We start from the raw sequence: 21,849 nt of genomic DNA, 5'->3' as shown, positions 1-21,849 counted from the left end.
GGGCCGTTATCTGAATTGCCATTCGGTTGCCATTTCCGGCTGGTCGCCACAAAAGTGCGCGCTGAAAAAAGTTCAAAAATATCTCTTACTGTGGCAAGCTTCAAGATGGGTTCACCGGGTGGATACCGCTGAACAACGCTTGTGGGTAAAATGGAGCAGGCATAAAACGACTCCTTCCATCCGTCTTGTCGTCCCGTCGATTCAAATCATATCCACTGTCGGCGCACGAAATAGGCGAGGGCATAGGCTGCGGCGAACATCGTCATCATGAAGGCCCAACTGCCGAACGCGAGCGTGGCACCGCCGGTGAGAGCCTGGCCGCTGGTGCAGCCCTGCGCCAGGCGCGCACCGAAGCCCATCAGACCGCCGCCAAGAAAGGCGAACACCAGCCGCCCGGCGGCGGAGAAGCGCGGACCGCGATCCGTGAGGAAGCGAATCCGCCCGGCCAGCAGGCCGGAGAGCAGGCCGCCGACGATCACACCGATGACCTCGAACACCAGCCAATCCTGCAAGGGGTTCTTGTTGCCACCGGCATACTGCGCCAGGTAGGGATTGTTGTCCACCAGGCCGGGGCTGACTTGATCGACCGCATAAGTGGTCACGCGCATCAGCGCGCCGGAGGCGCCCAAACCGCGGCCCATGATCACGAAGGTCGCCAGCAACACCAGGCCGAGCACCACGCCGGCGAGATAGGGCGACCAGTATTTCTCTTGGGGTTCTGGCATCGTGCTTTCTCCATGAATTGCTTTTCCAGTTCATCTCGAGCAGGACTCTGCATGATTTACTATCATGCCCGCCTCGCGCCGGCTTCCACCAGCATGAGCGTGTGGTTCGATTTGCGCACCCGCCCCGGCGTTACATCCCCATGCTCCAATGACTCACCTGGCCGGCTTCGACAACGATGAAGCGCAGCAGCAAGCCGCCAAACAAGACCAGCAGGGCCGGAATGCGGGTTGGCAGGACTTCGCCGCGCAGTTCGAGCAGCTCAATCACCATGGGCAGCAACAGGCCCAGGCCCACCACGAACACCCAGAAACTGGCGGTGTAGGGGCCGCCCAGGAAAAGTTTCGCGGCGTCGATATGCACCTGCGTGGAGGCGAGAAATCCCATGAACAAATGAATGATCAGAAACAGCTCGACGCTGATGGCCATCACGTCCAGGCGGCCGAGCAAATGTTTTTCTCCTTCCCTGTGCGAGAGCAGGAGATTCAGCGCCAAACCCGTTGACAGACCGGAAACCAGGAACAGGGGCCCGAGGATGGCGGAGTTCCAAAACGGGCGGGCATTGAAGGCACTGAGCAAGATGCCGGTGTACATGCCGAGCAGCGCCGCATAAACGATCAGCAACCAGGCCACGGCACGCGCATATCGTTTGAAGAAGAGCAGCAGTTTTTCCAGCCAGGGCCAAGGCCAGCGCCAGCGGGGAAAGACGTGATCCACATGCATCCCCGCCCAGATCACGCTCAGGGGGAAAATCACCGCGAGCGTCCACGAGCCCCAGGACATCGGCGATTCCAGGCGGATGTTGGTGTAGAAGCGGAAGACGTGCAGCTTGTATTCGAGATCGAGAAAGAGAGCCAGCAAACCCAGGGCGAGCAGGAACGGGGCAAACAGTGGCGTCACGCGCACGACGGTCGGCAGCTCCTCGGCCTTGCCGCGCAGGAAGTAGAGCGCGGAAAAGAAGAGGATGCCGGCGACCAGGCCGCCGAGAAACAAATAGAGCGGAATTTCCCACCCCCAGATGGTGAGATGGGGATGGATCAGGTGCATGTTTCTGCCGCTGGTGACATCGAGTTCGGGCATGTGAGGCTCCGTTGTCAACAAGGTTCGTCGCAGCCCGTTGCGGGCTGAAAGTTTTCTGCCGGCAGGCGTCCGGGGACGCTGCTGTCAGCCTCAACGCAAATAAAAGACCTTTGGCTGGGTGCCCGCTTCCGGCAGCAGGGTATGATGCGGCCGCGCCGCCAGCAGTTTGCTCACTTCACTGTTGGGATCATCGAGATCGCCGAAGTGCATGCATTTCGCGGGCACACCGCCACGCACGCGGGCGGGAGCCCCTGCTGCACCCGGTGAATGCAAAATGTGCATTTGTCCACGTAGCCTTCGGGATGGACGAAGCGCGCGTCATAGGGGCAGGAGGCAATGCAGGCCTTGCAGCCGGTGCATTCATCGTGATTCACCAGCACGATGCCGCCTGCTGCGATGTAACTGGCCCCGGTGGGGCAGCAGCGCACGCACGGTGCGTTCTCACAGTGGTTGCAGCGCTCGGAGCGAATTTCCATTTGCAAATTGGGAAATGCGCCGTGCACTTCCTGCACGATCCAGTCCCGGCAAAAACCGTCGGGCACATTGTTTTCCGTTTTGCACGCCACGACACAATCCGCGCAGCCGACGCAGCGTTTCGTGTCAATGACCATGGCGTAGCGGGGCATAATCGGGCTCCAGGTTTCACAGGGCGGTGATTGACTGCGGATGATCTCGCTTGCGTCAGGTGCTTGCTGTTTCAAGGGTGACGAAATTGACGCGCATGCCGGTGCCGCCCATGATGGGATCGATTTTCACGCGCGTCATCAGGCCGGTGTCATCGGCGCCGCGCAGATAGGTGCGGCGCATGCGCCGGTCGGTGTGGCCGAAACCGTGCACCAGGTAAACACAGTCATGGCGGATGCGCTCGGTCACTTTGGCTTTCACTTTGTTGCTGCGCACGCCGTCCTGATTCACCAGCACCACATAATCGCCGTTGTGGATGCCGTTGCGCCGGGCCACCACGGGATTGACCCAGACTTCATTCTCGCTCATGGTTTCGGCGAGTATGGGATTGTTGGTGGTGCGGCCGAATGTGTGCGTCGGGGCGCGGCCATAGATCAACCGGTAATACCCCTCGGGCGGCTCCTCGTGCGGCTGGTATTTCGGCACGGCGTCGAAGCCCATTTCCGCAAGTTGGCTGGAAGCCAGCTCGATCTTGCCGCTGGGCGTGTCGAAGACATGTGCCGCACCCTCGGCGAGGTAAAGCGGCTGGCGCTGATTTTCCAGCACCAGCACGCCCTTCTTTTTCATCTCCGCCAGGCTGGTGCCGAGCGGCCGCAGGCGGGCCTCGAGATATTCTTCAAAATTCTGCCAGGGGAAATAGGCCTCGAGGCCGAGATGGCGGGCCAGCTCCTTCGCCATCCACCAGGCGGGTTTGGAATTGAAGCGCGGTGCAAAAGCCGGGGCACGCAGCGCAATGCTGGGCACGCGGCCGGGCAGGATGCGCAAGTCATCATAACGTTCGAGATAGGAGCATTCCGGCAGCACCACGTCCGCCCAGCCGGTGATCTCCGCCGGCATGATGTCAATGACCACCAGCAGATCGAGATGCTGAATCGCCGTGATGGTCTTTTGCGGCTCCGGCAGGGTGAGCATGAGATTGGTGCCATACACGATCCATCCCTTGAAGTTGCAATCGCGCGTTGCCGAGGGGATGGTCGCTTCACAAATGCCATTGGCCAGCGCGAGGTTGGCCAGGGGATATTTGTCGGGAAAGGCGTCCCGCCAGGTGCGTTTCGGCCTGGGATAGGGCGGATGCGGATAAGCGGGCACCTCGGCTTTGTTGGGGAAATAGAAACCGCCGCGACGGCCCCAACTGCCGAGCAGCGCATTGAGAATGGCGCCGGCACGCACCCGCTGCGTGTCATCGCCATACCAGGTCACATGGCGGCCGGGATGCACCAGGGTTGCCGGGCGATGGCGTGCCATCTCGCGCGCGGTCTGACGAATGACCTCCGGCGGGATGGTGGTGATGGGGTGGGCCCACTCCGGCGTGTTGTGTTGCACCGCCGCCTTCAGCTCGGCGAAGCCCACCGTGTATTTTTCCACATACTCCCTGTCGTAGAGCTCCTCCTCGATGATGACGTGAATCCACGCCAGCAGCAGCGCGGTGTCAGTGGCGGGGCGAATCGGCAGCCAGTATTTGGACTTGCTGGCCGCCACCGAGAAGCGCGGGTCGACGGTGATCACCGTGGCGCCGTTGGCCACCGCCTCCGCAAATTCCTGCACCTGGGTGTTGTGCATGTTTTCGCCCAGGTGGCTGCCGATCAACACCAGGCACCTGGTGTTTTGCATGTCGGTGCGCTCGGGCGAGCCGATCTCATCGCCAAAGGTGAGCATGTAGGCCTCTTCGCGCGGCCCGCGGCACTGGGCATAGGAAGGCGCTGCCACGTTATCCGAACCAAAGGCACGCAGCAAGTGTTTGAAGTAGGCACCGCCGGAGCCGTGCGTGAACAGCGCGAGGCACTCCGGGCCATGCTCGGCGGCGATCTTTTTCATCTTGTCGGCGATATAGGCGAAAGCCTCCTCCCACGAGGCTTCACGAAACTTCTGCCGGCCGCGCACTTCTGTGCGAATCAGCGGCGTGCGCAGGCGGTCTGCATCAAGATAGGCGCCCAGACCGCCGGTGCCGCGCGGGCAAAGCCGGCCGTTGCAATTGGGATCCGCCGGATTGCCGGTGATCTTCCACGGCTGGCCGTTGACCGTATGCACCCAGCCGGCGCACTGCCAGAAACAGATCTCGCAGACCGTGGGCGTCAGCGTCACCGGGCCGTTCCTGAAACCGGTGAGCGCCGGGACGGTGGGCATGTCGTGCCGGTTGGCCTCGAAAAGGGCTTTGAGTGCACCGCCGCCTGCTGCCGCGGCGCCCAGACCCAGTCCGCTGATCTTGATGAAGTCACGTCGTGAAAGCTTGGAGGACATGGCTCAATCCCTTGCTGTGGGTGGGGACAAAATGCCGCGCGCTCTGAGAGATAGGCGTGACGCTTTGCCCCCGTCAAATTCAGAACGAATATCCGATTTCAAATTCCCATTGGTTCATTTGCAGTGTGATGGTTTGCCGGCCTGCACCCTCCAATGGGTTCGGCCCGCTGATGCGCTTGGCGAAGCCGTGCAGAAGTGTGAAGCTGATTTCGCGGTGCTTGGTGGCCGGGCTGATGCTGCCGGACGGCAATGCGACACCGGCACCGGCGAGCGCCTTGCACTTGATGCCGTAACCGTGCGCGAAGCAACCTATGGTTGCCCGGGCGACACTGCCGGTTGTCCGCAGCGAAGCCGGCACGACTGATCCCATCATTTTGTCTTTCATCACCACACCTCCATCATCTGAAGTCACCGCGTCCATGATCCTCCCGAAAAGCTATCGTGAGTGTGAACCTGCTGCGGCGCAGACAGCAGGATGTCTGTGCGGCGTTTTAATCGAGTCAACATCGCCGGCTGACCGCTGCCCCGCCATGCCAGTTTCATTGCTGGCAGGGCGCCATGTACCGGCGCAGGAGCGCCTTGAGATTGTCGCAATGCTGCGCGCTTTTGTACACGTTGCAATCGTGGCAGGGGAGTGTCCGGCAGGCACCCGCCACCTGCGGCTTGACCATCCAACACGGCTGCATGGCGTTCAAATATGCCGGACAGTTGTTCCTCTCGATTTCGCTGCACGGCTTGATCTGCCAGCAGGGCAGCAATGCCAGCATGCGACGAATGCCCTCGAGGTTGAGACCGCGCTCGGTGAGCAACCGGCGGAGGCAGGCGATCCAGTGTATGTCGGCCTCGCTGAACACGCGCTGTCCGCTGGCGGTGCGCCGCGGCAGAAGCAGTCCCGCGCGCTCGTACATGCGGATGGTCTCCACCGCAATACCGAGTTGTGCGGCCACCTGCCGGATTTTGAAGCGGGACTCCGTGTCGAGGTTCAGACTGGACATGGGATGCAAGAACTCGCCGGCTAGCCGGCCGTTAAATTGTCAATCCTGTATTTTGCAATACAGCTTTCGCAAGCATTGGGCCAGCATGCCGGGAGGATTTTTGCGCTTGATTAGTTGGGAATTATGCCGCAGGCATCAAATGCGGCCGGGCGGGCTTTCTCATTTGCGGGAAGAAAAAAGCTGTACTTTTCTCATTTTTGCATTACCATCCTGCAGATTGCCGGGCTTGCGAAAAAAGACGGGTGAATTTGCAATTGTGGGAAAACGACCAAGCTTGGGCGGGCGGTCACCGGTTCAAGCGTCTGTTTTCCCAATGTTTTTTCCTCTCCCTGCTGCTGCAATAGCGGCATACTTCTTGAAGATTGGCAATTTGCGGTTTGCTCACTCGCCACCTTTGCCATTTCAGGAGTGGCTCGCTGGAGTATGAAATAAATTTCACACCAGGCTGTTGTCACGATGATAAATCGGCCTCGGGCAGGGTGGCACGAGAGTGGGCAGAGCAGTGTGACACTTTCGAAGAGCTGCGCGACGTTCTGCATCAGGCGTCGAACAAGATTGCCGGCTGGTTGCCGGCAAGGCCGCGCGGGTGATGAATGTCGAACCGGCCCGTCGGCAGCGGCCAGGGTGGCCCGGGTTAGGGCAAAAGCAGCCGTCGCGTCACCGCTGGGCTTCGGCGTGCGGTGCCACGCTTCGCGCCGGACAGCCATATCCATGAAAGGAGAGAAGCATGAACATCGGGATTCCCAAAGAAACCTCCATCGAGGAGCGCCGCGTCGGCCTGACCCCCGTGGGCGTGTTTGCCCTGGTGCAGGAAGGGCACGTGGTTCACGTGGAGAAGGACGCGGGCAAAACTTGCGGCTTCACGGATCAGGAATTCCAGCAAGTCGGTGCACAGATCGTTTTTTCGGGAGAGGAGGTCTTCCGGCGCTCGCAGCTCATCGTCAAAGTGCAGCCGCCCACCGAGGAGGAATGTCGCTACCTCGAGGCCGGCAAGGTGATTTTCTCGCTGCTCGGCATCGGCATCACGCGCGCCTCTGTGCTCCGAACCCTGTTGCAGAAAAAAGTGGCCGCCATTGGCTACGAATTCATCGAGCAGCCGGATGGCAATCTGCCGGTGCTCACCGCCATGAGTGAAATTGCGGGCAATCTGCTGCCGCAAATCGCCGGCCGGCTGCTGGAAAGCGAGTATGGCGGCCGCGGCATCACGCTTGCGGGCGTTTCGGGCGTGACCCCGGCGACGGTCGTCATTTTGGGCGCCGGCGTGGTGGGCTTCAACGCGGCGCGCGCCTTTTCCGCGCTCGGGGCGCAGGTTTTGGTGATGGACAAGAATCTCGACAAGCTGCGCGCTGCCGACCGCCTGCTGGACAAGCGCGTGGCGACCACGGTGATCACGCCGCTGCTGGTGGAGCGCTGGGCCCGCCTTGCCGATGTCCTGATCGGTGCCGTGTTGATTCCCGGGCGCCGGCCGCCCAGCCTGGTGACCGAGGAGATGGTCAAGAAGATGAAGCCCGGGTCGGTGATCATTGATGTCTCGATTGACCAGGGCGGGTGTGTCGCCACCAGCCGGCCCACCACGCTTTCCTCCCCGACTTTTGTGCAACACGGCGTCATTCACTATTGCGTGCCCAACATTCCGGCGTCGGTGGCGCGCACCGCTTCCCACGCCCTGAACAATGCCGTGCTGCCCTGGGTGCTGGAGGTGGCCAATGACGGCCTGGAGGCCGCGCTGCGCAGCCTGTCGCCGTTGCGCCGGGGCATTTATCTCTACAACGGCCACAGCACGCAACTGGGGGTGTCCGAGATGACGAAGAGCGACTATACCGACATGGAAGTTTTGCTGACCACGCAAGGCTGACCCCTGTTTCAAGCGAAAGGAGACTGTGCGACGATGAAATGGATGGAAGACTATCGCAGCAAGCTCACGACAGCCGAGCAGGCGGTTGCTCTCATAAAAAGCGGCGACAAGATCTTCACCTCGGGCAACGCGGCCGCGCCCTATGTTTTGGTGCAGGCGCTTTCCCGGCGCAAGGATGAGTTGTACAACGTCGACGTTTTTACTTTGCTGATGCTGGGGGAGGACCCCCTGAGCCGGCCGGAGATGCAGGGTCATTTCCGGCGCAAATCCCTGTTCGTCGGGCCGGCGGACCGCGAGGCGGTCAACGAGGGCCGCGCCGATTATTACCCCATTTTCCTCTACGAAATCCCCGATTTGTTTCGCAGACAGATCAAGCTGGACGTCGCCATCATTCACACCTCACTGCCGGATGAGCACGGTTTTGTCTCGCTGGGCGTGGAGACCATCGCCACGAAAGCGGCGGCGGAATCGGCCAAAATGGTGATCGCGCAGGTGAATGAAAAGATGCCGCGTGTGCTGGGCGATTGCTTCCTGCACGTTTCCCGCCTGAGCAAAATTGTCGAAGTTTCCGAGCCGCTGCCCACGCTCAAGCCCAAACCCTTCACCGAAGTCGAGATGCGCATCGCGCAGCACATCACCACCCTGATCGATGATCGTGCCACGCTGCAGCTCGGCATCGGCGGCATCCCGGATGCCGTGCTCTCGCTGTTGCAGGGCAAGAAGGATCTCGGCATTCACACCGAAATGGTGTCCGATGGCGTGATGCAGGCGATTGAAGACGGCATCGTGACCAATGCCTACAAGAGCCTGCATCCCGGCAAGGTGATCGCCACCTTCCTGCTGGGCAGCGAGCGGCTTTATGACTACAGTCACAACAACCCGGTCTTCGAGCTGCACCAGGTGGACTACACCAACGACCCGTTCGTGGTGGCGCGCAACGACAACATGGTCGCGATCAACTCCGCACTGGAAGTGGATCTCACCGGCCAGGTATGCTCCGACAGCATCGGCTACACCATCTATTCCGGTTTCGGCGGCCAGGTCGATTTCACCCGCGGTGCCGCACGCTCCCGGGGCGGCAAGCCGATCATCGCGCTGTCCTCGACCGCCAAAAACGGACAGATCTCCCGCATCGTCCCGCATCTCAAGGAGGGGGCCGGCGTGGTGACCAGCCGCGGTGACGTGCACTACGTGGTCACGGAACACGGCATCGCCTATCTGCACGGCCGCAGCATCCGCGAGCGTGTGCGCGCCATGATCGAGATTGCACACCCGAAGTTTCGCGACGAGCTGGAGAGCTTTGCCAGGATGAGAAAGTACATTTGATCCGTTGCCGTGCAGCCGGGGTTGTGACGCCGCCAGGACGGCGGCGCTTTGGCCCTTGAGTGCGGGTCGGGTGCCGTGCTAACACCTCCCTGCACAAAAGGCTGCGATCCCGGACCGGCATTTGGAATTACAGCGATCGTTTACTGCAGATTACACGGGCAGGGAAGCTCTTGTCGCACAGGTTTCCAGCACCATGCCGCCAACTTGTGCGAGGTGGTCAAGCCCAGAGCCAAAACACGCAAGAACACGAAGCCGGAGGTGCTTCTCAAATAATCGTCTCGCACCGTTTAACCGTGGCTTTATCTTGCGATCCTGCGGAGCAAAGCGTGGTCGTGCCCCGCGGAAGTATTCAAGTTGCAGCCAGGCCGTGCCGGAACATGCATCAAACTTTTTTCTCATACCGCCCTTCACCCGTGCGGCAAGGCCGGTTGAGACAAACTGTCGAGGAGTAATCATGTGGCTGAGAGCAAATCGTCCGCTGCTTTTACTGTATTGCGCTGTCGTTGCTGTGATGCTGGCAGGTTCGCAGGGGAACGCCGCACCGGCGCTGCCGGCCGGTGATTCGCTGCGCACGGTTGCTGACGCGGAGGTCAGGCAAATCGCCGGCAAACTCATGGCACCATGCTGCTGGTCGCAAACCGCGGATGTGCATCAATCAGAAGCGGCTGATCAGATTCAGGCGCAAATCCGCATGGCGCTGCAGCGCGGCCAGACAGAACAGCAAATCATCGCGGGATTCGTGGCCGTCTATGGCGAGCGCATTCTGGCCACGCCCGCAGCCACCGGCTTCAACCTGATGGTTTGGATTTTGCCGATTATCGCCCTGCCGCTGGGTGGCTGGATTCTGTGGCGTTATCTGCGCCACGTGCAGCCTCTCGCGGCCACGCCACCGGCAGCCAAGGCCGCACCAGTTGATGACAGCTATGAAGCGAGATTCGAGCGTGAGTTGGCGGAATTCAACCGGTGAGCCGGGGGCGGTTCTGACCGTTGCCCTGTTTTTGGAAATGCGAGGCACTGCATCACTCAAAACAGTTCACTCCTGCCGGAGTTGACCGCACGCTTGCCTGCAGAATTTTTTCTGCCCCACCCCTTGGATGGTCGGGCGTCGCGATCCAACCGGCGTTGCTTGCGCAGCGGATTGCGCCGCAGCAGCGAGGCGGCTGCACGGTAATGCCTCAGTTACGTGTGGACGTAGCGCCGACCTCTTGTCTGCAGACAGGGAGGTCTGCGTTACTTCACACTTTATTGAGGGATTACGCTGCAAGAGCATGCGCTTGAAAGTTCGCAATCTGTGACCGGCGCGCTTTAGAATTCTTGAGAATTCCCGCCCCTCCTTTTCTCATTTTTGGAAAAATTGCCCGTGCGGGGGGAAGTCTTTTGGCTCTAAATCATTGAAAAGTGCCCAAAGTTGTCGATCATTTGGTGGCAGCCGGGATGGTATAATTGTTGTCGAACCCGCTCCCGAAGCCGGGCCGCCCTTTTGGGCATGGGGTGGGGCAAACCGCGCAAGCCGAAAACACACAACAATGGAGGCACAACCGAATGCACGAGGAAGATTCGACCTTCGCAATCGTCGGCAGCGGCGGTGAGGGTGTGGTGAGCGCCGGCGAGATACTCATTCATGCCACGGCGCGGGACGGTCTGTACAGCATGATGGTCAAAAGCTATGGACCGCAAATTCGCGGCGGCGAAAGCCTGGCGCAAATCCGTTTGCGAAAGACGCCGGTGCTCTGCCAGGGTGATGCCCTGGATGCGATGGTGGTGTTGAGCTGGAGCAATTTTCATCGTTTTGCCGGCGAGGTGAGGCTGGGTGCACGCGGGATCATTATGCATGACAGCGAGGACGCGCCTCCGCCGAATCTGAAAGTGCCGGACAAAGTGCGCTTTGTGGCCGTGCCGTTTGCCGCCACGTCCAAGCAGATCACCGGTGGGGCGCAGGCGAAGAACCTCGTGGCGTTGGGTTTTCTCGCCGGCTGGTTTGATTTGCCGCAGCATGGCTTCGCGGAGGCGATACGGACACGTTTTGCCAAAAAAGGCGGGGCGGTGCAGCAGAGCAATTTCTCGGCCTTTCAGGCCGGTGTGATGCTGGCACAGGCGGAGACCACCCGGCGGCGTTATAACTGGACCGTCAGCAACCACGAAGCCAAACTCGTACTCACCGGCAACGATGCCGTGGCCCTGGGTTCGCTGTTTGCCGGCGTCAAGTTTTTCGCCGGCTATCCCATCACCCCGGCCAGCGAGATCATGGAATGGATGGCGCGCGAGCTGCCGCGCTTTGACCGGGTTTTCGTTCAAACGGAAGACGAGATCGCGGCAGTTACCATGGCGATCGGCGCCTCTTTCGCGGGCGTCAAAGCCATGACGGCCACCTCCGGCCCGGGCCTGTCTCTCATGACGGAAGCCATCGGTCTGGCAGCAATGGCGGAGCTGCCGCTGGTGGTGGTGGATGTGCAGCGCGCCGGCCCGAGCACCGGCATTCCCACCAAAACCACCCAGGCAGATTTGTACCACGCGGTTTTCGGCGGCCATGGCAATCTGCCGCGCGTGGTGCTGGCACCCACCGACGCCGCCGATGCCATCACCCTCGCGGTGCACGCCTTCTATCTCGCCGAGAAATATCAACTGCCGGTGTTGCTGCTCACCGACCAATTCCTGGGGCAGCGCCTGGAAGTCATCCCGCAGGTCGATTTCGCCGCGCTTCAACCCAAGGTCATCACCCGAACTTTGCCGACCGCAGAGGAGCTGCAGCATTATCAACGCTTCAAATTCACGGACTCCGGGGTGTCACCGATCTCTGCACCCGGCATCAAAAACGGCATGTACACCGCTGCCGGTATCGAACACGATGAGACCGGCCGTCCCACCTCCAATGCCGAGCTGGATGAGAAGATGACGCGCAAACGCGCGTTGAAGAGCGAGACCATCCGCAAACAGGAGCCTGGCCTGTTGTGGCGCTGCGGCGATCAGGATCCCGAGATTGGCATTCTGGCCTGGGGATCGACCAAAGGCGTGGTGCAGGAAGCGGTGGCGCGGCTGCAACGGGAGGGCCGAAAGGTCGCCGCGATGGTTTTGCGCCAACTCGCGCCCCTGCCGGTGACGCCATTGCAGGACTTCCTGACCCCGCTGGAGGGGCTGCTGATCGTGGAGATGGCGGACCGCCAGTTTTACAACTATCTGAAGAGTCAACTCAACCTGCCGCACAACACGCGCGTGCACCAGCATCTGGGCGCGACGCTTTTTACCGTGCAGGAAATCATCGAGGCCATCAAAGAGGTCGATGCCCTATGGGAAACTACACTGCAACAGACTATCGCAGCGATGTAAAGCCGGTCTGGTGTCCGGGCTGTGGCGATTTTGGCGTATTGAACGCCGTCTATCAAGCGCTGGCGCGGTTGCAATTGCCCCTGGAAGAAGTCGCCATTATCTCCGGCATTGGCTGCTCCAGCCGGCTGCCGGGATATGTCAAGACCTACGGCTTCAACAGCATTCACGGCCGGGTGCTGCCGGTGGCGCAAGGTGTGAAGCTGGCGCGGCCTGCCACCACCGTGATCGCGGTGGGCGGCGACGGCGACGGCCTGAGCATCGGCGGCGGACATCTGCCACACATTGCGCGCCGCAATGTCGACCTCACCTACATCATGATGGACAACGGCATCTATGGCATGACCAAAGGGCAGACTTCGCCCACCACCGGCTTTGATCAGGAAACCAAATCCATGCCCTACGGCATCATCGAAGCGCCGCTCAATCCCGTCAAGCTCGCGCTCAGTTATGAAGCCACCTTCATTGCCCGCGGCTTTTCCGCCAATGTCGAGCAATGCGTCGATCTCATTGTGCGCGGCATCCAGCATCCCGGCTTTGCCTTCATTCAGTTGCTCAGTCCGTGCGTCACGTTCGTCGGCCGCGAGCAATTCGACATCATTCGCGAACTGGCGGTGGACCTGCCCGCGGATTACGATCCCGGCTCGCTCGATCAGGCCTGGCAGGTGAGCAATGAGACGGGCAAAATTTCGCTGGGGGTGATCTATCAAAAGCAATTACCCACGTATGAGCAGCGCCTGCAGGAGCTGGTGCAGCGGGCGCAGCAGGGCGGCCGCGTCGCGTTTGCTGATCTGCTGCGGCAGTATCACGTTTCCGAACCGGAGTCGGCGCAGGATTGAGGCGTCCTGGCAAGCCCGGCCGCGCCATTGTCCTGCCGGCGCCAGCATATCCGCGCGATGAACCCTCCCCGGGGTTCTTGACATTTCGAGTGAGACCTTCAGGAATGTGATGCACCGGCCCGGCCGTCCCCGGGCGCCATTTGACGGCAGGGCGGTGTCATTGTGCAGACTGCGAGGAAGAAGCATGCTCTCCAACATTGAGATCGCGCAGCGTGCCACGTTGAATCCCATTCGCAACATCATGGAGCAACTCGGCATTTCCGACGATGATTTTGAATTCTATGGCAAGTACACCGGCAAGATTCGTCTGGAAACCCTGCAAAAGTTTTCCAGCCGTCCGGACGGCAAGCTGATTCTGGTGACGGCGATGACGCCCACCCGTCACGGCGAGGGCAAGACCCTCACCACGGTGGGCCTGGGCCAGGCACTGGCGCGTCTCGGTAAAAAAGGCATCATTTGCCTGCGCGAACCTTCCCTTGGGCCGGTGTTTGGCATCAAGGGCGGAGCCACCGGCGGCGGTTATTCGCAGGTGATCCCGATGGAGCTGATCAACCTGCATTTCAACGGTGACATCCACGCGGTCACCGCCGCCCACAATCTGCTGGCGGCGATGCTGGACAATCACCTGCACAAGGGCAACGCGTTGGGCATCGATGTCACCAACATCGTGTGGCCCCGCGCGCTGGACATGAACGATCGCGCGCTGCGCCACATCGTGGCGGGACTGGGCGGCCGTGTCAACGGCATTCCGCGGGAATCGGGTTTCGTCATCACCGCGGCCTCGGAAGTGATGGCGATTCTCGCGCTCGCCGGCTCCCGCCCGGATTTGAAGATACGTTTGGGTGAAATCGTGGTGGGTTACAACCTGAAGGGCGAGATCGTGCGCGCCCGCGAGTTGCAGGCGGAAAAAGCCATGGCTGTCATCCTCAACGATGCCATCATGCCCAATCTGGTGCAGACCATCGAGCACACGCCGGCGCTGGTGCACGCCGGGCCGTTTGCCAACATCGCGCACGGCACCAACAGCGTGATCGCCGACCGGATCGCCCTCAAGCTGGCGGATTACGTGGTGACGGAATGCGGTTTCGGTGCGGATTTGGGTGGCGAGAAGTTTTTCGACATCGTCTGCCGGCAATCCAGCCTGTGGCCCTCGGCGGTGGTCATTGTCGCCACCTGCCGCGCCATCAAACTGCACGGCGGCGTGCCCGACAAGGGGGAGGAATTGTGCCGGGAGAACCCCGCGGCGTTTCAGCAGGGTCTGGCCAATCTCGAAGTGCACATTCGCAACCTGCGCAAGTTTGGCGTGCCGGTGATCGTTGCGATCAACAAATTCCCCCACGACACGCCGGCGGAGATCAACGCCATTTTCGATCTCTGCCAGCGCCTGGAAACCGAATGCGCGACCCACGAGGCTTTTCTGAAGGGCGGGGAGGGCGTGATGGCGCTGGCCGAGCGGGTGGTGGCGCAGGCGGAGGCCGGTCGTCCTCTCCAGCCGCGCTTTCTCTACCACCTCGACCAGCCGGTGGCAGAGAAAGTGCGCCGGATCGCGATGGAGATGTACGGAGCGGAGGGCGTCTACTTTGAAAAGAAGGCGCAGAAGAAGATTGAAATCTTCGAGGCACACGGCTACGGCAGGCTGCCCATTTGCATGGCCAAAACCCAGGCCTCGCTCTCCGACAATCCCCGTGCGCTGGGCGTGCCGCGCGGCTGGACACTCACCGTCACCGATGCCCAGCTTTCGGCGGGCGCCGGCTTTTTGGTGATGATTTGCGGCGACATGATGCTCATGCCCGGCCTGCCGCCGGTGCCCGCCGCCATGAACATGGATGTCGACGAGCACGGCACCATCAGCGGCTTGTTTTGAGCCTCAGCGCACGATCGGCAGCATCTCGCCGGTGGCCGTCAGTTTCGCGTTGCCATTTGGGCTGTTGACCTCGATGGTGAGGGTGGCGGTTTTCACCAGAAAACTGTCGGGCTGGGAGTTGGTGAGCACGAACGAAAAGTTGGTGTAGGCGCGCGATTGCGTGTCTTCCAGCGTGAATTCGGTAATCCCGGTCACCTTGCCAATATCGGTGCCCACCTTGATCGTGGTGCCGGCCACCAGGGGATTGAGATTCTGGTCGCTCACGGTGTAGTTGAAAAGCTGCACGCCCTGCGGCTCCAGGCGGAAGGTGCGCGGGGAGAGATCGACCTGCGTGCGGCCGGAGAACAACACCACGGTGGAAGTGGAAATCGTCTGGTCGTTGGCGTCCACCGTTTGAGCTTCAATGCGTGCAAAACCGCGTTCGCTGAAGGGAAAGGCTGCACCGGGAATGCCCTGCGGTTGCGGGCTGGCGGAGAGCAGGGTCACGGTGGCACGGCCCATCTCATCCGTCACGGCCGAGCCGCCGATGAGGCCGCCGGTGCTGCGAAAGTACACGCTGGTGCCGGGCGGCACGGGATTGGAATACTTGTCGCCCACGAACGCGGTCACCACATTGGTGAGGCCGTAGAGGTTGTAACCAGCAAAATTAAGGCGGTTGGGCACCACCGAGAAATGCGCCGCATCCGGCAAACCGCCGTGAATGGCGATGGGAATGGGCGCGGAGAACAGGTTCTGCCCCGCAATCGAGGCGACGATTTGCAGCGCGCCGGCCAGAGTCCCGCTGTTGACCGTGACAATCGCGCGGCCCGCACTATCGGTCTCTGCGGAGGTGGGATTGAGAAATTCGCCGCCGCCCGGTCCGCCGCGAATGGAGAAATTGAGCGTGACGCGATGTTTGAGATCAACCGGCGTGCCGCTGGCGTCTCTCACCTCGAAAGTCAGATCCGCGGTTTCATTCCCGCCTGATCCCTTTACATAGATGGTGTTGGTTTCAACCGCCACCAGGACCACATTGGAGGCGGGCCCGGAACTGATCGCCCGTTCGCGGCTGAGCCGATGGCTGCCGAGGGAAAGAACTTTGTCGTTCTTGATGATGAGAGAGCGGAGGGAATCGGTCCGGTAGCCTTCCCGTGAAATCACCAACGTGATCAGCCGGGAAGTGGTGTCGGGCAGGGCTATGGTGAGGGAAAAGTTGCCGTTGACATCACTGCGGGTGCTCGCGAGATAGTCCGGCACCTCGATCAGCGCATTGCTGATGGGTTCCTCGCTGCCCTGCTCGACGATCCTGCCTTCAATCACCGCCGGCGAGGGCTCCTCCTTCGTCGGAAGTGTGCAGCTCAGAAGAACGCTCCCCATGCCAGCCAGGAGGGCGAGGTGGAGTGCCTGCCTGCGCCTGCGAGAATCCCTTTTCATCGCGAATTCCTTTCTGTCCTTTTCTTCCTGCCAATTACGGGCAATCTGCAAATCTTGCGGATGGTAATGCCTCGGTCACGTGGGGGAAGGTTGCGCAGAGATCCTGTCGGCAGGCGGGAATGCCTGTGCGCCATGCCACACATTGCCGTGGAGGCAAAAGTTTTCTTGCATATCAAGCTGCAGGTTCTACATTACGGCAATTTTGTCTGCCAGCGCTGACACCTCCGCCGTCTCCTGCCGGCCGCCGGTGCGGGCTGGTGCATTCCCAAACCTCTGTTCGTGTCCGAGGAAGAACTGCCGTTATGTCTCATGATTCCCCTGATCCCCGGGAGCCTTTTCACCTTGAAATCGCCAGTGAAGTCCACCTGCCCTATGCCGAACAAATCAGTCACATGCTGGAGGAGAGTGCGCGGGCGCGCGGCATCGGCATCGCCAAGCGGCCGCCGGAATACCTGGCGCAAAAGCTGCGCGAGGGCAAGGCCGTGCTCGCCTTTCACTCCAGTGGCAAGCTGATCGGCTTCAGCTACATCGAAACGTGGACGCACGGCAAGTATGTCGCCAACTCCGGCTTGATCGTCGATCCGGAGTACCGCAACTCGGGCCTGGGCCGGCGCATCAAACACGCCATCTTCGAACTGTCGCGCAAACGTTATCCCAATGCCAAAATCTTCTCCATCACCACCAGCCACGCGGTGATGAAGATGAACACCGAGCTGGGCTTCAAGCCGGTGCCGTTTTCCGAATTGACCACCGACCGCGAGTTTTGGGAGGGCTGCCAAACCTGCCGCAACTACGACATCCTCACCCGCAACAATCGCAAGTACTGCCTGTGCACCGGCCTGCTCTTCGACCCGCAGGAGAGCCGTCTGGCGGGCATCAGAAAGCGGGAAAACCGCGTGGTGGTGCTCGCCTTCAGCGGCGGTCTGGACACCTGCTATTGCGCCAAATACTTGTCGGCGGAACTCGGCCTGGAGGTGCATTCCGTGGTGGTCAACACCGGCGGCTTTTCCGCCGCCGAGCTGGCGGAGATCGCAAGCATGGCACGGCGGCTGGGCGTCAAGCAGCATGTCGTGCTGGATGAAACGCAGAACTACTACCAGAAATGCATCAAGTATCTCATCTTCGGCAATGTGCTGCGGAACAACACCTATCCGCTTTCGGCCAGCGCCGAGCGCGTGTTTCAGGCCACCGCGCTGGCGCAATATGCCCGCGCCGTCAAGGCCGGCAGCGTGGCGCACGGCAGCACCGGCCTGGATAACGATCAGGTGCGCTTCGACATCGCGTTCGGCACACTCCTGCCCGAGGCCGCCATTCTGGCGCCCATTCGCGATCAGCACGTGTCACGCAATGCCGAGATCGAGTATTTGAAAAAACACCAGCCCGATTTTGACTGGGCGCGGTTGCAATACTCGGTCAACAAGGGGCTGTGGGGCACCACCATCAGCGGGCCGGAAATTTACACCTCCTCCGAGTGGCTGCCGGAAGAGGCCTTCCCCACGCGGTTCACCAACCCCACGCCGCAAACCCTCGAACTGCATTTTCAGCAGGGCGAACTGGCCGGCATCAACGACTGCCGGTATGACGATCCCGTGCAGGCCATTCAGCAACTCGAAAAAATCGCCGGACCCTATGCCATTGGCCGCGACATTTACGTGGATGACTCGGCCATCGGCATCAAAGACCGCCTGGGATTCGAAGCCGCCGCGCCGCTGGTGATCATCAAGGCGCATCATGCCCTGGAGCGACACGTGCTCACCAAGTGGCAGCTTTACTGGAAAGACCAGTTGGCCGGGTGGTATGGCACCATGCTGCATGAAGGCCATTTCCTCGATCCGGTGATGCGCAACATCGAGCGCTTTCTGGCCGATTCGCAACAAAACGTCAGCGGCACGGTTTCCGTGTTTTTGGCACCCTATCGTTTTCAGATTCTCGGCATCAGCTCGGCGCATGATCTGCTTTCGCCGGAATACTCGGCCTACAACGAAGCGCATCATTTCTGGACCGGCGAAGATGCCCGGGGCTTCGCCAAAATGCTGGCCAATCCCTACACCACATATTACAAGGTGAACCGCAAGAATGGGCAAGGTTAAAGTTGGCATCGCCGGCGCGAGCGGCTACACCGGCGGCGAATTGCTGCGTCTTTTGCTGCACCACCCCGCGGTGGAAGTGCGCTGCGCCCACAGCCGCCATCATGCCGGCAAGCCGGTTGCCGAGGTGCATGGCGATCTCCTCGGTGAAACCGCATTGCAATTCTCCGCCGAAATGGCCGAAGATCTCGACCTGCTTTTCCTCTGTCTGGGGCACGGCGAATCCGCGCGCTACCTGCGCGAACAGCCCCTGCCCGCGGGCCTGCGCATCATCGACTTCAGCCAGGATCACCGCCTGACGCAGATTCCGGACCATGGTTTTGTTTATGGTCTGCCCGAGTTGCAGCGCGCCGCGATTGCCCGCGCCCGTCGCGTCGCCAATCCCGGCTGTTTTGCCACCGCCATCCAACTGGCCCTGCTGCCGCTGGCGCAGCACGGCTTGTTGCGCGGCGAAATCCATGTCAGCGCCATTACCGGCTCGACCGGCGCCGGCCAGGCGCTCAGCGAGACCAGCCATTTCAGTTGGCGCAGCAACAACGTGCAGGTCTACAAGCCCTTTCAGCATCAGCATCTCGCTGAAATCTACCAGGGCCTGAAATTGCTCCAGCCGATTGGGGAGGCGCAGATCAACTTCCTGCCGTTTCGCGGCAACTTCACGCGTGGCATTCTCGGCGCGCTCTATTTGGACTGTGATCTGTCGCTGGCGCAAGCCTGCGAACTCTATGCCGAATATTACGCCACGCACCCCTGCGTGCGCCTCAGCCGCAAAACCCCCGATCTCAAGCAGGTGGTGAACACCAACCATTGCGTGCTCTATCTGGAAAAACACGGCAGCAAGCTGTTTCTCACCAGCGTGATCGACAATTTGCTCAAGGGCGCCTCCGGACAGGCGGTGCAGAACATGAACCTGATGTTCGGCTGGGACGAAATGCTGGGTTTGCGCCTGAAAGCCGTGGCGTATTGACAACCGCGCGGCATGCCCAGCCGTTTCGCAATGCCCGCATGCGATTGCGAGAAAGAGGACGGCGTGCTGCGTCATCCGGCCGGACGCTTGCCCGCTGCCGGCAGCAGCCACCGCTGGCAACATGACACGCAACCAGGTTTTCCGGCCTCGGCTTGAAACCACCCGGCCACCGGCAATTGCAATTTCCGAGGAAAACCCATCAATGCAGCTCTTCGATGTCTACCCGCTTTACGAGCTCGAACTGGTGCAGGGCCGTGATGTTCATTTGTGGGACAAGCACGGCGTGCAATATCTCGACTTCTATGGGGGGCATGCCGTGATTTCCATCGGCCACAGCCACCCTCACTATGTCAGCCGGTTGACCGAACAGCTCAACCGTCTCGGGTTCTACTCCAACTCCGTGCAACTCCCTCTGCAGCAGGAGCTGGCGGCACGCCTGGGCGAGTTGAGCGGTTATCCGGAGTATCAGTTGTTTCTGTGTAACTCCGGCGCGGAGGCCAATGAAAACGCGCTCAAGCTGGCTTCCTTTCACACCGGTCGCAGGGCAGTGGTGGCCTTCGCGCATTCGTTTCACGGCCGCACCTCCGCAGCCGTGGCGGTCACCGACAATCCCAAAATCCGTGCACCGTTGAACGAAAATCATGAGGTCATCTTTGCACCGTTGAATGACGTGGCAGCCCTGCAGCGGGTTTTCCAGCGCGCAGATGTTTGTGCGGTGATCATCGAGGGCATTCAGGGGATCGGCGGCATCCGTGAGCCGGGCGCGGAGTTTTTGCAGGAGGTGCAGGCGCTTTGCCGGCGCGCCGGCGCCATGCTGATTCTGGATGAGGTGCAATCGGGCTGTGGCCGCACGGGCAAATTTTTTGCGCATCAGTTTGCCGGCATTCAGCCGGATTTGATCACGATTGCCAAGGGCATGGGCAACGGCTTTCCGGTGGCAGGCGTGCTGATCCATCCCCGATTTAAGGCTGCACACGGCCTGCTGGGCACGACGTTTGGCGGCAATCCGCTTGCCTGCGCCGCGGCGCTGGCCGTGCTCGAGGTGATGGCCGCGGAAAATCTGATCGAAAACAGCCGGGTGGTGGGCGCCTACTTGTTGGAGAATTTGCGCCAAATTGCCGACCGCGTGCGCGAGGTGCGCGGCCGCGGCTTGATGATCGGCCTGGAGCTGGATTTCCCCAGTGCCGGCTTGCGCAAACAACTGCTGTTTCAGCATCACATCTTCACCGGTTCGGCGCATGATCCCCATGTCATCCGACTGCTGCCGCCACTGACCCTCACCCGCGCACATGCGCAACACTTTCTCGAACATTTCACCGCCGCGTTGCAGGAGGTGTGAAATGGAAAAACTGCTGCTTGTCAAGATCGGCGGCAATGTCATCGATGCCCCCGCGGAACTGGCCGCATTTCTCGATGATTTCAGCGCCCTCCCCGGTCGAAAACTCCTGGTGCACGGCGGTGGCAAGCTGGCCACGGACCTGGCGGCGACACTCGGCATCACAACGCAAATGATTGACGGCCGCCGCATCACGGACGCGGAGACGCTGAAGGTGGTGACGATGGTGTATGGCGGGCTGATCAACAAGACGCTGGTCAGCGGGCTGCAGGCGCGCGGTTGCAACGCCCTGGGCCTGACCGGCGCGGATGCCGACAGCGTGCGGGCCGGCAAGCGCCGGCATCCCCATATTGACTTCGGCTATGTGGGTGACATTGAACGAGTGGACACGGCCGCGCTGCAGACCTTGCTGGGCGCCGGGTTGGTGCCGGTGTTCGCGCCGCTTACGCATGACGGCCGCGGGCAAATGCTCAACACCAATGCCGACACCCTCGCGGCGGCGCTCGCCAGCGCGTTGTCAGGCAGATATGACATCACCCTGATCTATTGCTTCGACAAGAAAGGCGTGCTCGCTTCCAGCCGCGAGGACGATGTTGTTCCTTTGCTGACGCCGGCGGATTATCAGCAACTCAAGGCCGGTGGTGTGATTTCCAAAGGCATGCTTCCCAAACTGGACGAGGCTTTTGCCGCGTTGCAGCATGGCGTCGCAAGTGTCGTCCTGTGCCACGCCTCGCAGTTGCGGCAGGCGGCTGCGCCCGCCAGCAACGCGGGCACGCGGCTGCGTCTTTGATTTTGCCCGCCTTAACCCGCAAACGAATCCCTCCCTTTCAGCGATCCCCCGCCGCTGCCGGTATATCATAACTGAATTTTGCGGCCCTCTGCAAGAAATCGCCGCAGGATTTCCCGGGTGCCATGCCTGCAATTCATGTTGCAGGCCAGTGGCGGCCGTTGCGTGACCATGGCATGGCCGCCCCACAACTCCCAAAATGGTGCCCTTGTTCGGGACCGCATCTTTTCTAACCCGGCACACTGCACGGTCGTGCCGTTTGCCCACCTTGTTGAGCGGGAGCACAACCTGCAAGACCCGGGCGCAATCGACCGACTGACTGCAAAGCAGCACCACG

At 60.9% G+C, this 21,849-nt stretch carries 16 protein-coding genes and 1 pseudogene; 10 read left to right on the top strand and 7 right to left on the bottom strand.

Annotated elements, in window-relative coordinates; translation table 11 throughout:
* Positions 1-206: 206 nt before the first annotated feature.
* The 6 genes and pseudogenes from ONB52_16565 to ONB52_16540 form a co-directional block, all read right to left on the bottom strand.
* Positions 207-725 (bottom strand): YeeE/YedE family protein, encoded by a 519-nt coding sequence (locus ONB52_16565; GenBank protein ID MDZ7417750.1) that lies wholly within the window; start codon positions 723-725, stop codon positions 207-209.
* 130 nt (positions 726-855) lie between these two features.
* Positions 856-1,803, bottom strand: coding sequence for a polysulfide reductase NrfD (nrfD, locus tag ONB52_16560; protein ID MDZ7417749.1), 948 nt, complete (start codon positions 1,801-1,803; stop codon positions 856-858).
* 90 nt (positions 1,804-1,893) lie between these two features.
* A pseudogene (locus ONB52_16555) lies at positions 1,894-2,429 on the bottom strand (4Fe-4S dicluster domain-containing protein).
* Positions 2,430-2,484: 55 nt separating this feature from the next.
* Positions 2,485-4,725, bottom strand: coding sequence for a molybdopterin-dependent oxidoreductase (locus tag ONB52_16550; protein ID MDZ7417748.1), 2,241 nt, complete (start codon positions 4,723-4,725; stop codon positions 2,485-2,487).
* Positions 4,726-4,804: 79 nt separating this feature from the next.
* Complete coding sequence (locus tag ONB52_16545) at positions 4,805-5,110, bottom strand: hypothetical protein (protein MDZ7417747.1); 306 nt, start codon at positions 5,108-5,110, stop codon at positions 4,805-4,807.
* Between the two features lie 154 nt (positions 5,111-5,264).
* Complete coding sequence (locus tag ONB52_16540) at positions 5,265-5,720, bottom strand: MerR family transcriptional regulator (GenBank protein ID MDZ7417746.1); 456 nt, start codon at positions 5,718-5,720, stop codon at positions 5,265-5,267.
* Positions 5,721-6,447: 727 nt separating this feature from the next.
* Here ONB52_16540 and ONB52_16535 point away from each other — a divergent pair.
* From ONB52_16535 to ONB52_16510, 6 genes are all read left to right on the top strand, one after another.
* Positions 6,448-7,575, top strand: a complete 1,128-nt coding sequence (locus ONB52_16535) for an alanine dehydrogenase (GenBank protein ID MDZ7417745.1) — start codon at positions 6,448-6,450, stop codon at positions 7,573-7,575.
* Between the two features lie 42 nt (positions 7,576-7,617).
* Positions 7,618-8,901, top strand: a complete 1,284-nt coding sequence (locus ONB52_16530) for a 4-hydroxybutyrate CoA-transferase (GenBank protein ID MDZ7417744.1) — start codon at positions 7,618-7,620, stop codon at positions 8,899-8,901.
* A 454-nt stretch (positions 8,902-9,355) separates the two neighbouring features.
* Positions 9,356-9,868, top strand: coding sequence for a cytochrome c-type biogenesis protein CcmH (locus tag ONB52_16525; protein MDZ7417743.1), 513 nt, complete (start codon positions 9,356-9,358; stop codon positions 9,866-9,868).
* A 575-nt stretch (positions 9,869-10,443) separates the two neighbouring features.
* Entirely contained in the window at positions 10,444-12,225 is a 1,782-nt protein-coding gene (locus ONB52_16520; protein ID MDZ7417742.1) for a 2-oxoacid:acceptor oxidoreductase subunit alpha, read from the top strand.
* On the top strand, positions 12,186-13,061 hold the full coding sequence (locus ONB52_16515; GenBank protein ID MDZ7417741.1) for a 2-oxoacid:ferredoxin oxidoreductase subunit beta: 876 nt from the start codon (positions 12,186-12,188) through the stop codon (positions 13,059-13,061). The genes ONB52_16520 and ONB52_16515 overlap by 40 nt, the downstream gene beginning before the upstream one ends.
* Before the next feature lie 184 nt (positions 13,062-13,245).
* Positions 13,246-14,925 carry a formate--tetrahydrofolate ligase gene (locus tag ONB52_16510; protein MDZ7417740.1) on the top strand — a complete coding sequence of 560 codons (1,680 nt, stop codon included), beginning with the start codon at positions 13,246-13,248 and terminating at the stop codon, positions 14,923-14,925.
* Between the two features lie 3 nt (positions 14,926-14,928).
* Here the strand turns inward: ONB52_16510 and ONB52_16505 are convergent, their stop codons facing one another.
* The gene (locus ONB52_16505; GenBank protein ID MDZ7417739.1) at positions 14,929-16,338 is read right to left on the bottom strand and encodes a hypothetical protein; all 1,410 of its coding nucleotides are present in this window, start codon (positions 16,336-16,338) and stop codon (positions 14,929-14,931) included.
* A gap of 302 nt (positions 16,339-16,640) precedes the next feature.
* Here ONB52_16505 and ONB52_16500 point away from each other — a divergent pair, with 302 nt between their 5' ends.
* The 4 genes from ONB52_16500 (at position 16,641) to argB (ending at position 21,515) form a co-directional block, all read left to right on the top strand.
* On the top strand, positions 16,641-18,428 hold the full coding sequence (locus ONB52_16500) for a GNAT family N-acetyltransferase (protein MDZ7417738.1): 1,788 nt from the start codon (positions 16,641-16,643) through the stop codon (positions 18,426-18,428).
* Entirely contained in the window at positions 18,415-19,389 is a 975-nt protein-coding gene (gene argC / locus ONB52_16495; protein ID MDZ7417737.1) for an N-acetyl-gamma-glutamyl-phosphate reductase, read from the top strand. Before ONB52_16500 ends, argC begins: the two co-directional genes overlap by 14 nt.
* Positions 19,390-19,591: 202 nt before the next feature.
* On the top strand, positions 19,592-20,728 hold the full coding sequence (locus ONB52_16490; protein ID MDZ7417736.1) for an aminotransferase class III-fold pyridoxal phosphate-dependent enzyme: 1,137 nt from the start codon (positions 19,592-19,594) through the stop codon (positions 20,726-20,728).
* 1 nt (position 20,729) lies between these two features.
* The gene (argB, locus tag ONB52_16485) at positions 20,730-21,515 is read left to right on the top strand and encodes an acetylglutamate kinase (protein ID MDZ7417735.1); all 786 of its coding nucleotides are present in this window, start codon (positions 20,730-20,732) and stop codon (positions 21,513-21,515) included.
* Positions 21,516-21,849: the final 334 nt, after the last annotated feature.

The organism is candidate division KSB1 bacterium, from assembly GCA_034506255.1.
Taxonomy (GTDB): domain Bacteria; phylum Zhuqueibacterota; class Zhuqueibacteria; order Zhuqueibacterales; family Zhuqueibacteraceae; genus Coneutiohabitans; species Coneutiohabitans thermophilus.
The sequence above is the reverse complement of the archived record's forward strand: the minus strand, read 5'-3'. Positions and strand labels throughout refer to the sequence as shown.

What these genes read in the sequence shown, in the direction of transcription:
- ONB52_16565 (MDZ7417750.1), bottom strand. Translation starts at nt 725, where the DNA reads ATGCCAGAACCCCAAGAGAAATACTGGTCGCCCTATCTCGCCGGCGTG.
- nrfD (MDZ7417749.1), bottom strand. Translation starts at nt 1,803, where the DNA reads ATGCCCGAACTCGATGTCACCAGCGGCAGAAACATGCACCTGATCCAT.
- ONB52_16550 (MDZ7417748.1), bottom strand. Translation starts at nt 4,725, where the DNA reads ATGTCCTCCAAGCTTTCACGACGTGACTTCATCAAGATCAGCGGACTG.
- ONB52_16545 (MDZ7417747.1), bottom strand. Translation starts at nt 5,110, where the DNA reads ATGAAAGACAAAATGATGGGATCAGTCGTGCCGGCTTCGCTGCGGACA.
- ONB52_16540 (MDZ7417746.1), bottom strand. Translation starts at nt 5,720, where the DNA reads ATGTCCAGTCTGAACCTCGACACGGAGTCCCGCTTCAAAATCCGGCAG.
- ONB52_16535 (MDZ7417745.1), top strand. Translation starts at nt 6,448, where the DNA reads ATGAACATCGGGATTCCCAAAGAAACCTCCATCGAGGAGCGCCGCGTC.
- ONB52_16530 (MDZ7417744.1), top strand. Translation starts at nt 7,618, where the DNA reads ATGGAAGACTATCGCAGCAAGCTCACGACAGCCGAGCAGGCGGTTGCT.
- ONB52_16525 (MDZ7417743.1), top strand. Translation starts at nt 9,356, where the DNA reads ATGTGGCTGAGAGCAAATCGTCCGCTGCTTTTACTGTATTGCGCTGTC.
- ONB52_16520 (MDZ7417742.1), top strand. Translation starts at nt 10,444, where the DNA reads ATGCACGAGGAAGATTCGACCTTCGCAATCGTCGGCAGCGGCGGTGAG.
- ONB52_16515 (MDZ7417741.1), top strand. Translation starts at nt 12,186, where the DNA reads ATGGGAAACTACACTGCAACAGACTATCGCAGCGATGTAAAGCCGGTC.
- ONB52_16510 (MDZ7417740.1), top strand. Translation starts at nt 13,246, where the DNA reads ATGCTCTCCAACATTGAGATCGCGCAGCGTGCCACGTTGAATCCCATT.
- ONB52_16505 (MDZ7417739.1), bottom strand. Translation starts at nt 16,338, where the DNA reads ATGAAAAGGGATTCTCGCAGGCGCAGGCAGGCACTCCACCTCGCCCTC.
- ONB52_16500 (MDZ7417738.1), top strand. Translation starts at nt 16,641, where the DNA reads ATGTCTCATGATTCCCCTGATCCCCGGGAGCCTTTTCACCTTGAAATC.
- argC (MDZ7417737.1), top strand. Translation starts at nt 18,415, where the DNA reads ATGGGCAAGGTTAAAGTTGGCATCGCCGGCGCGAGCGGCTACACCGGC.
- ONB52_16490 (MDZ7417736.1), top strand. Translation starts at nt 19,592, where the DNA reads ATGCAGCTCTTCGATGTCTACCCGCTTTACGAGCTCGAACTGGTGCAG.
- argB (MDZ7417735.1), top strand. Translation starts at nt 20,730, where the DNA reads ATGGAAAAACTGCTGCTTGTCAAGATCGGCGGCAATGTCATCGATGCC.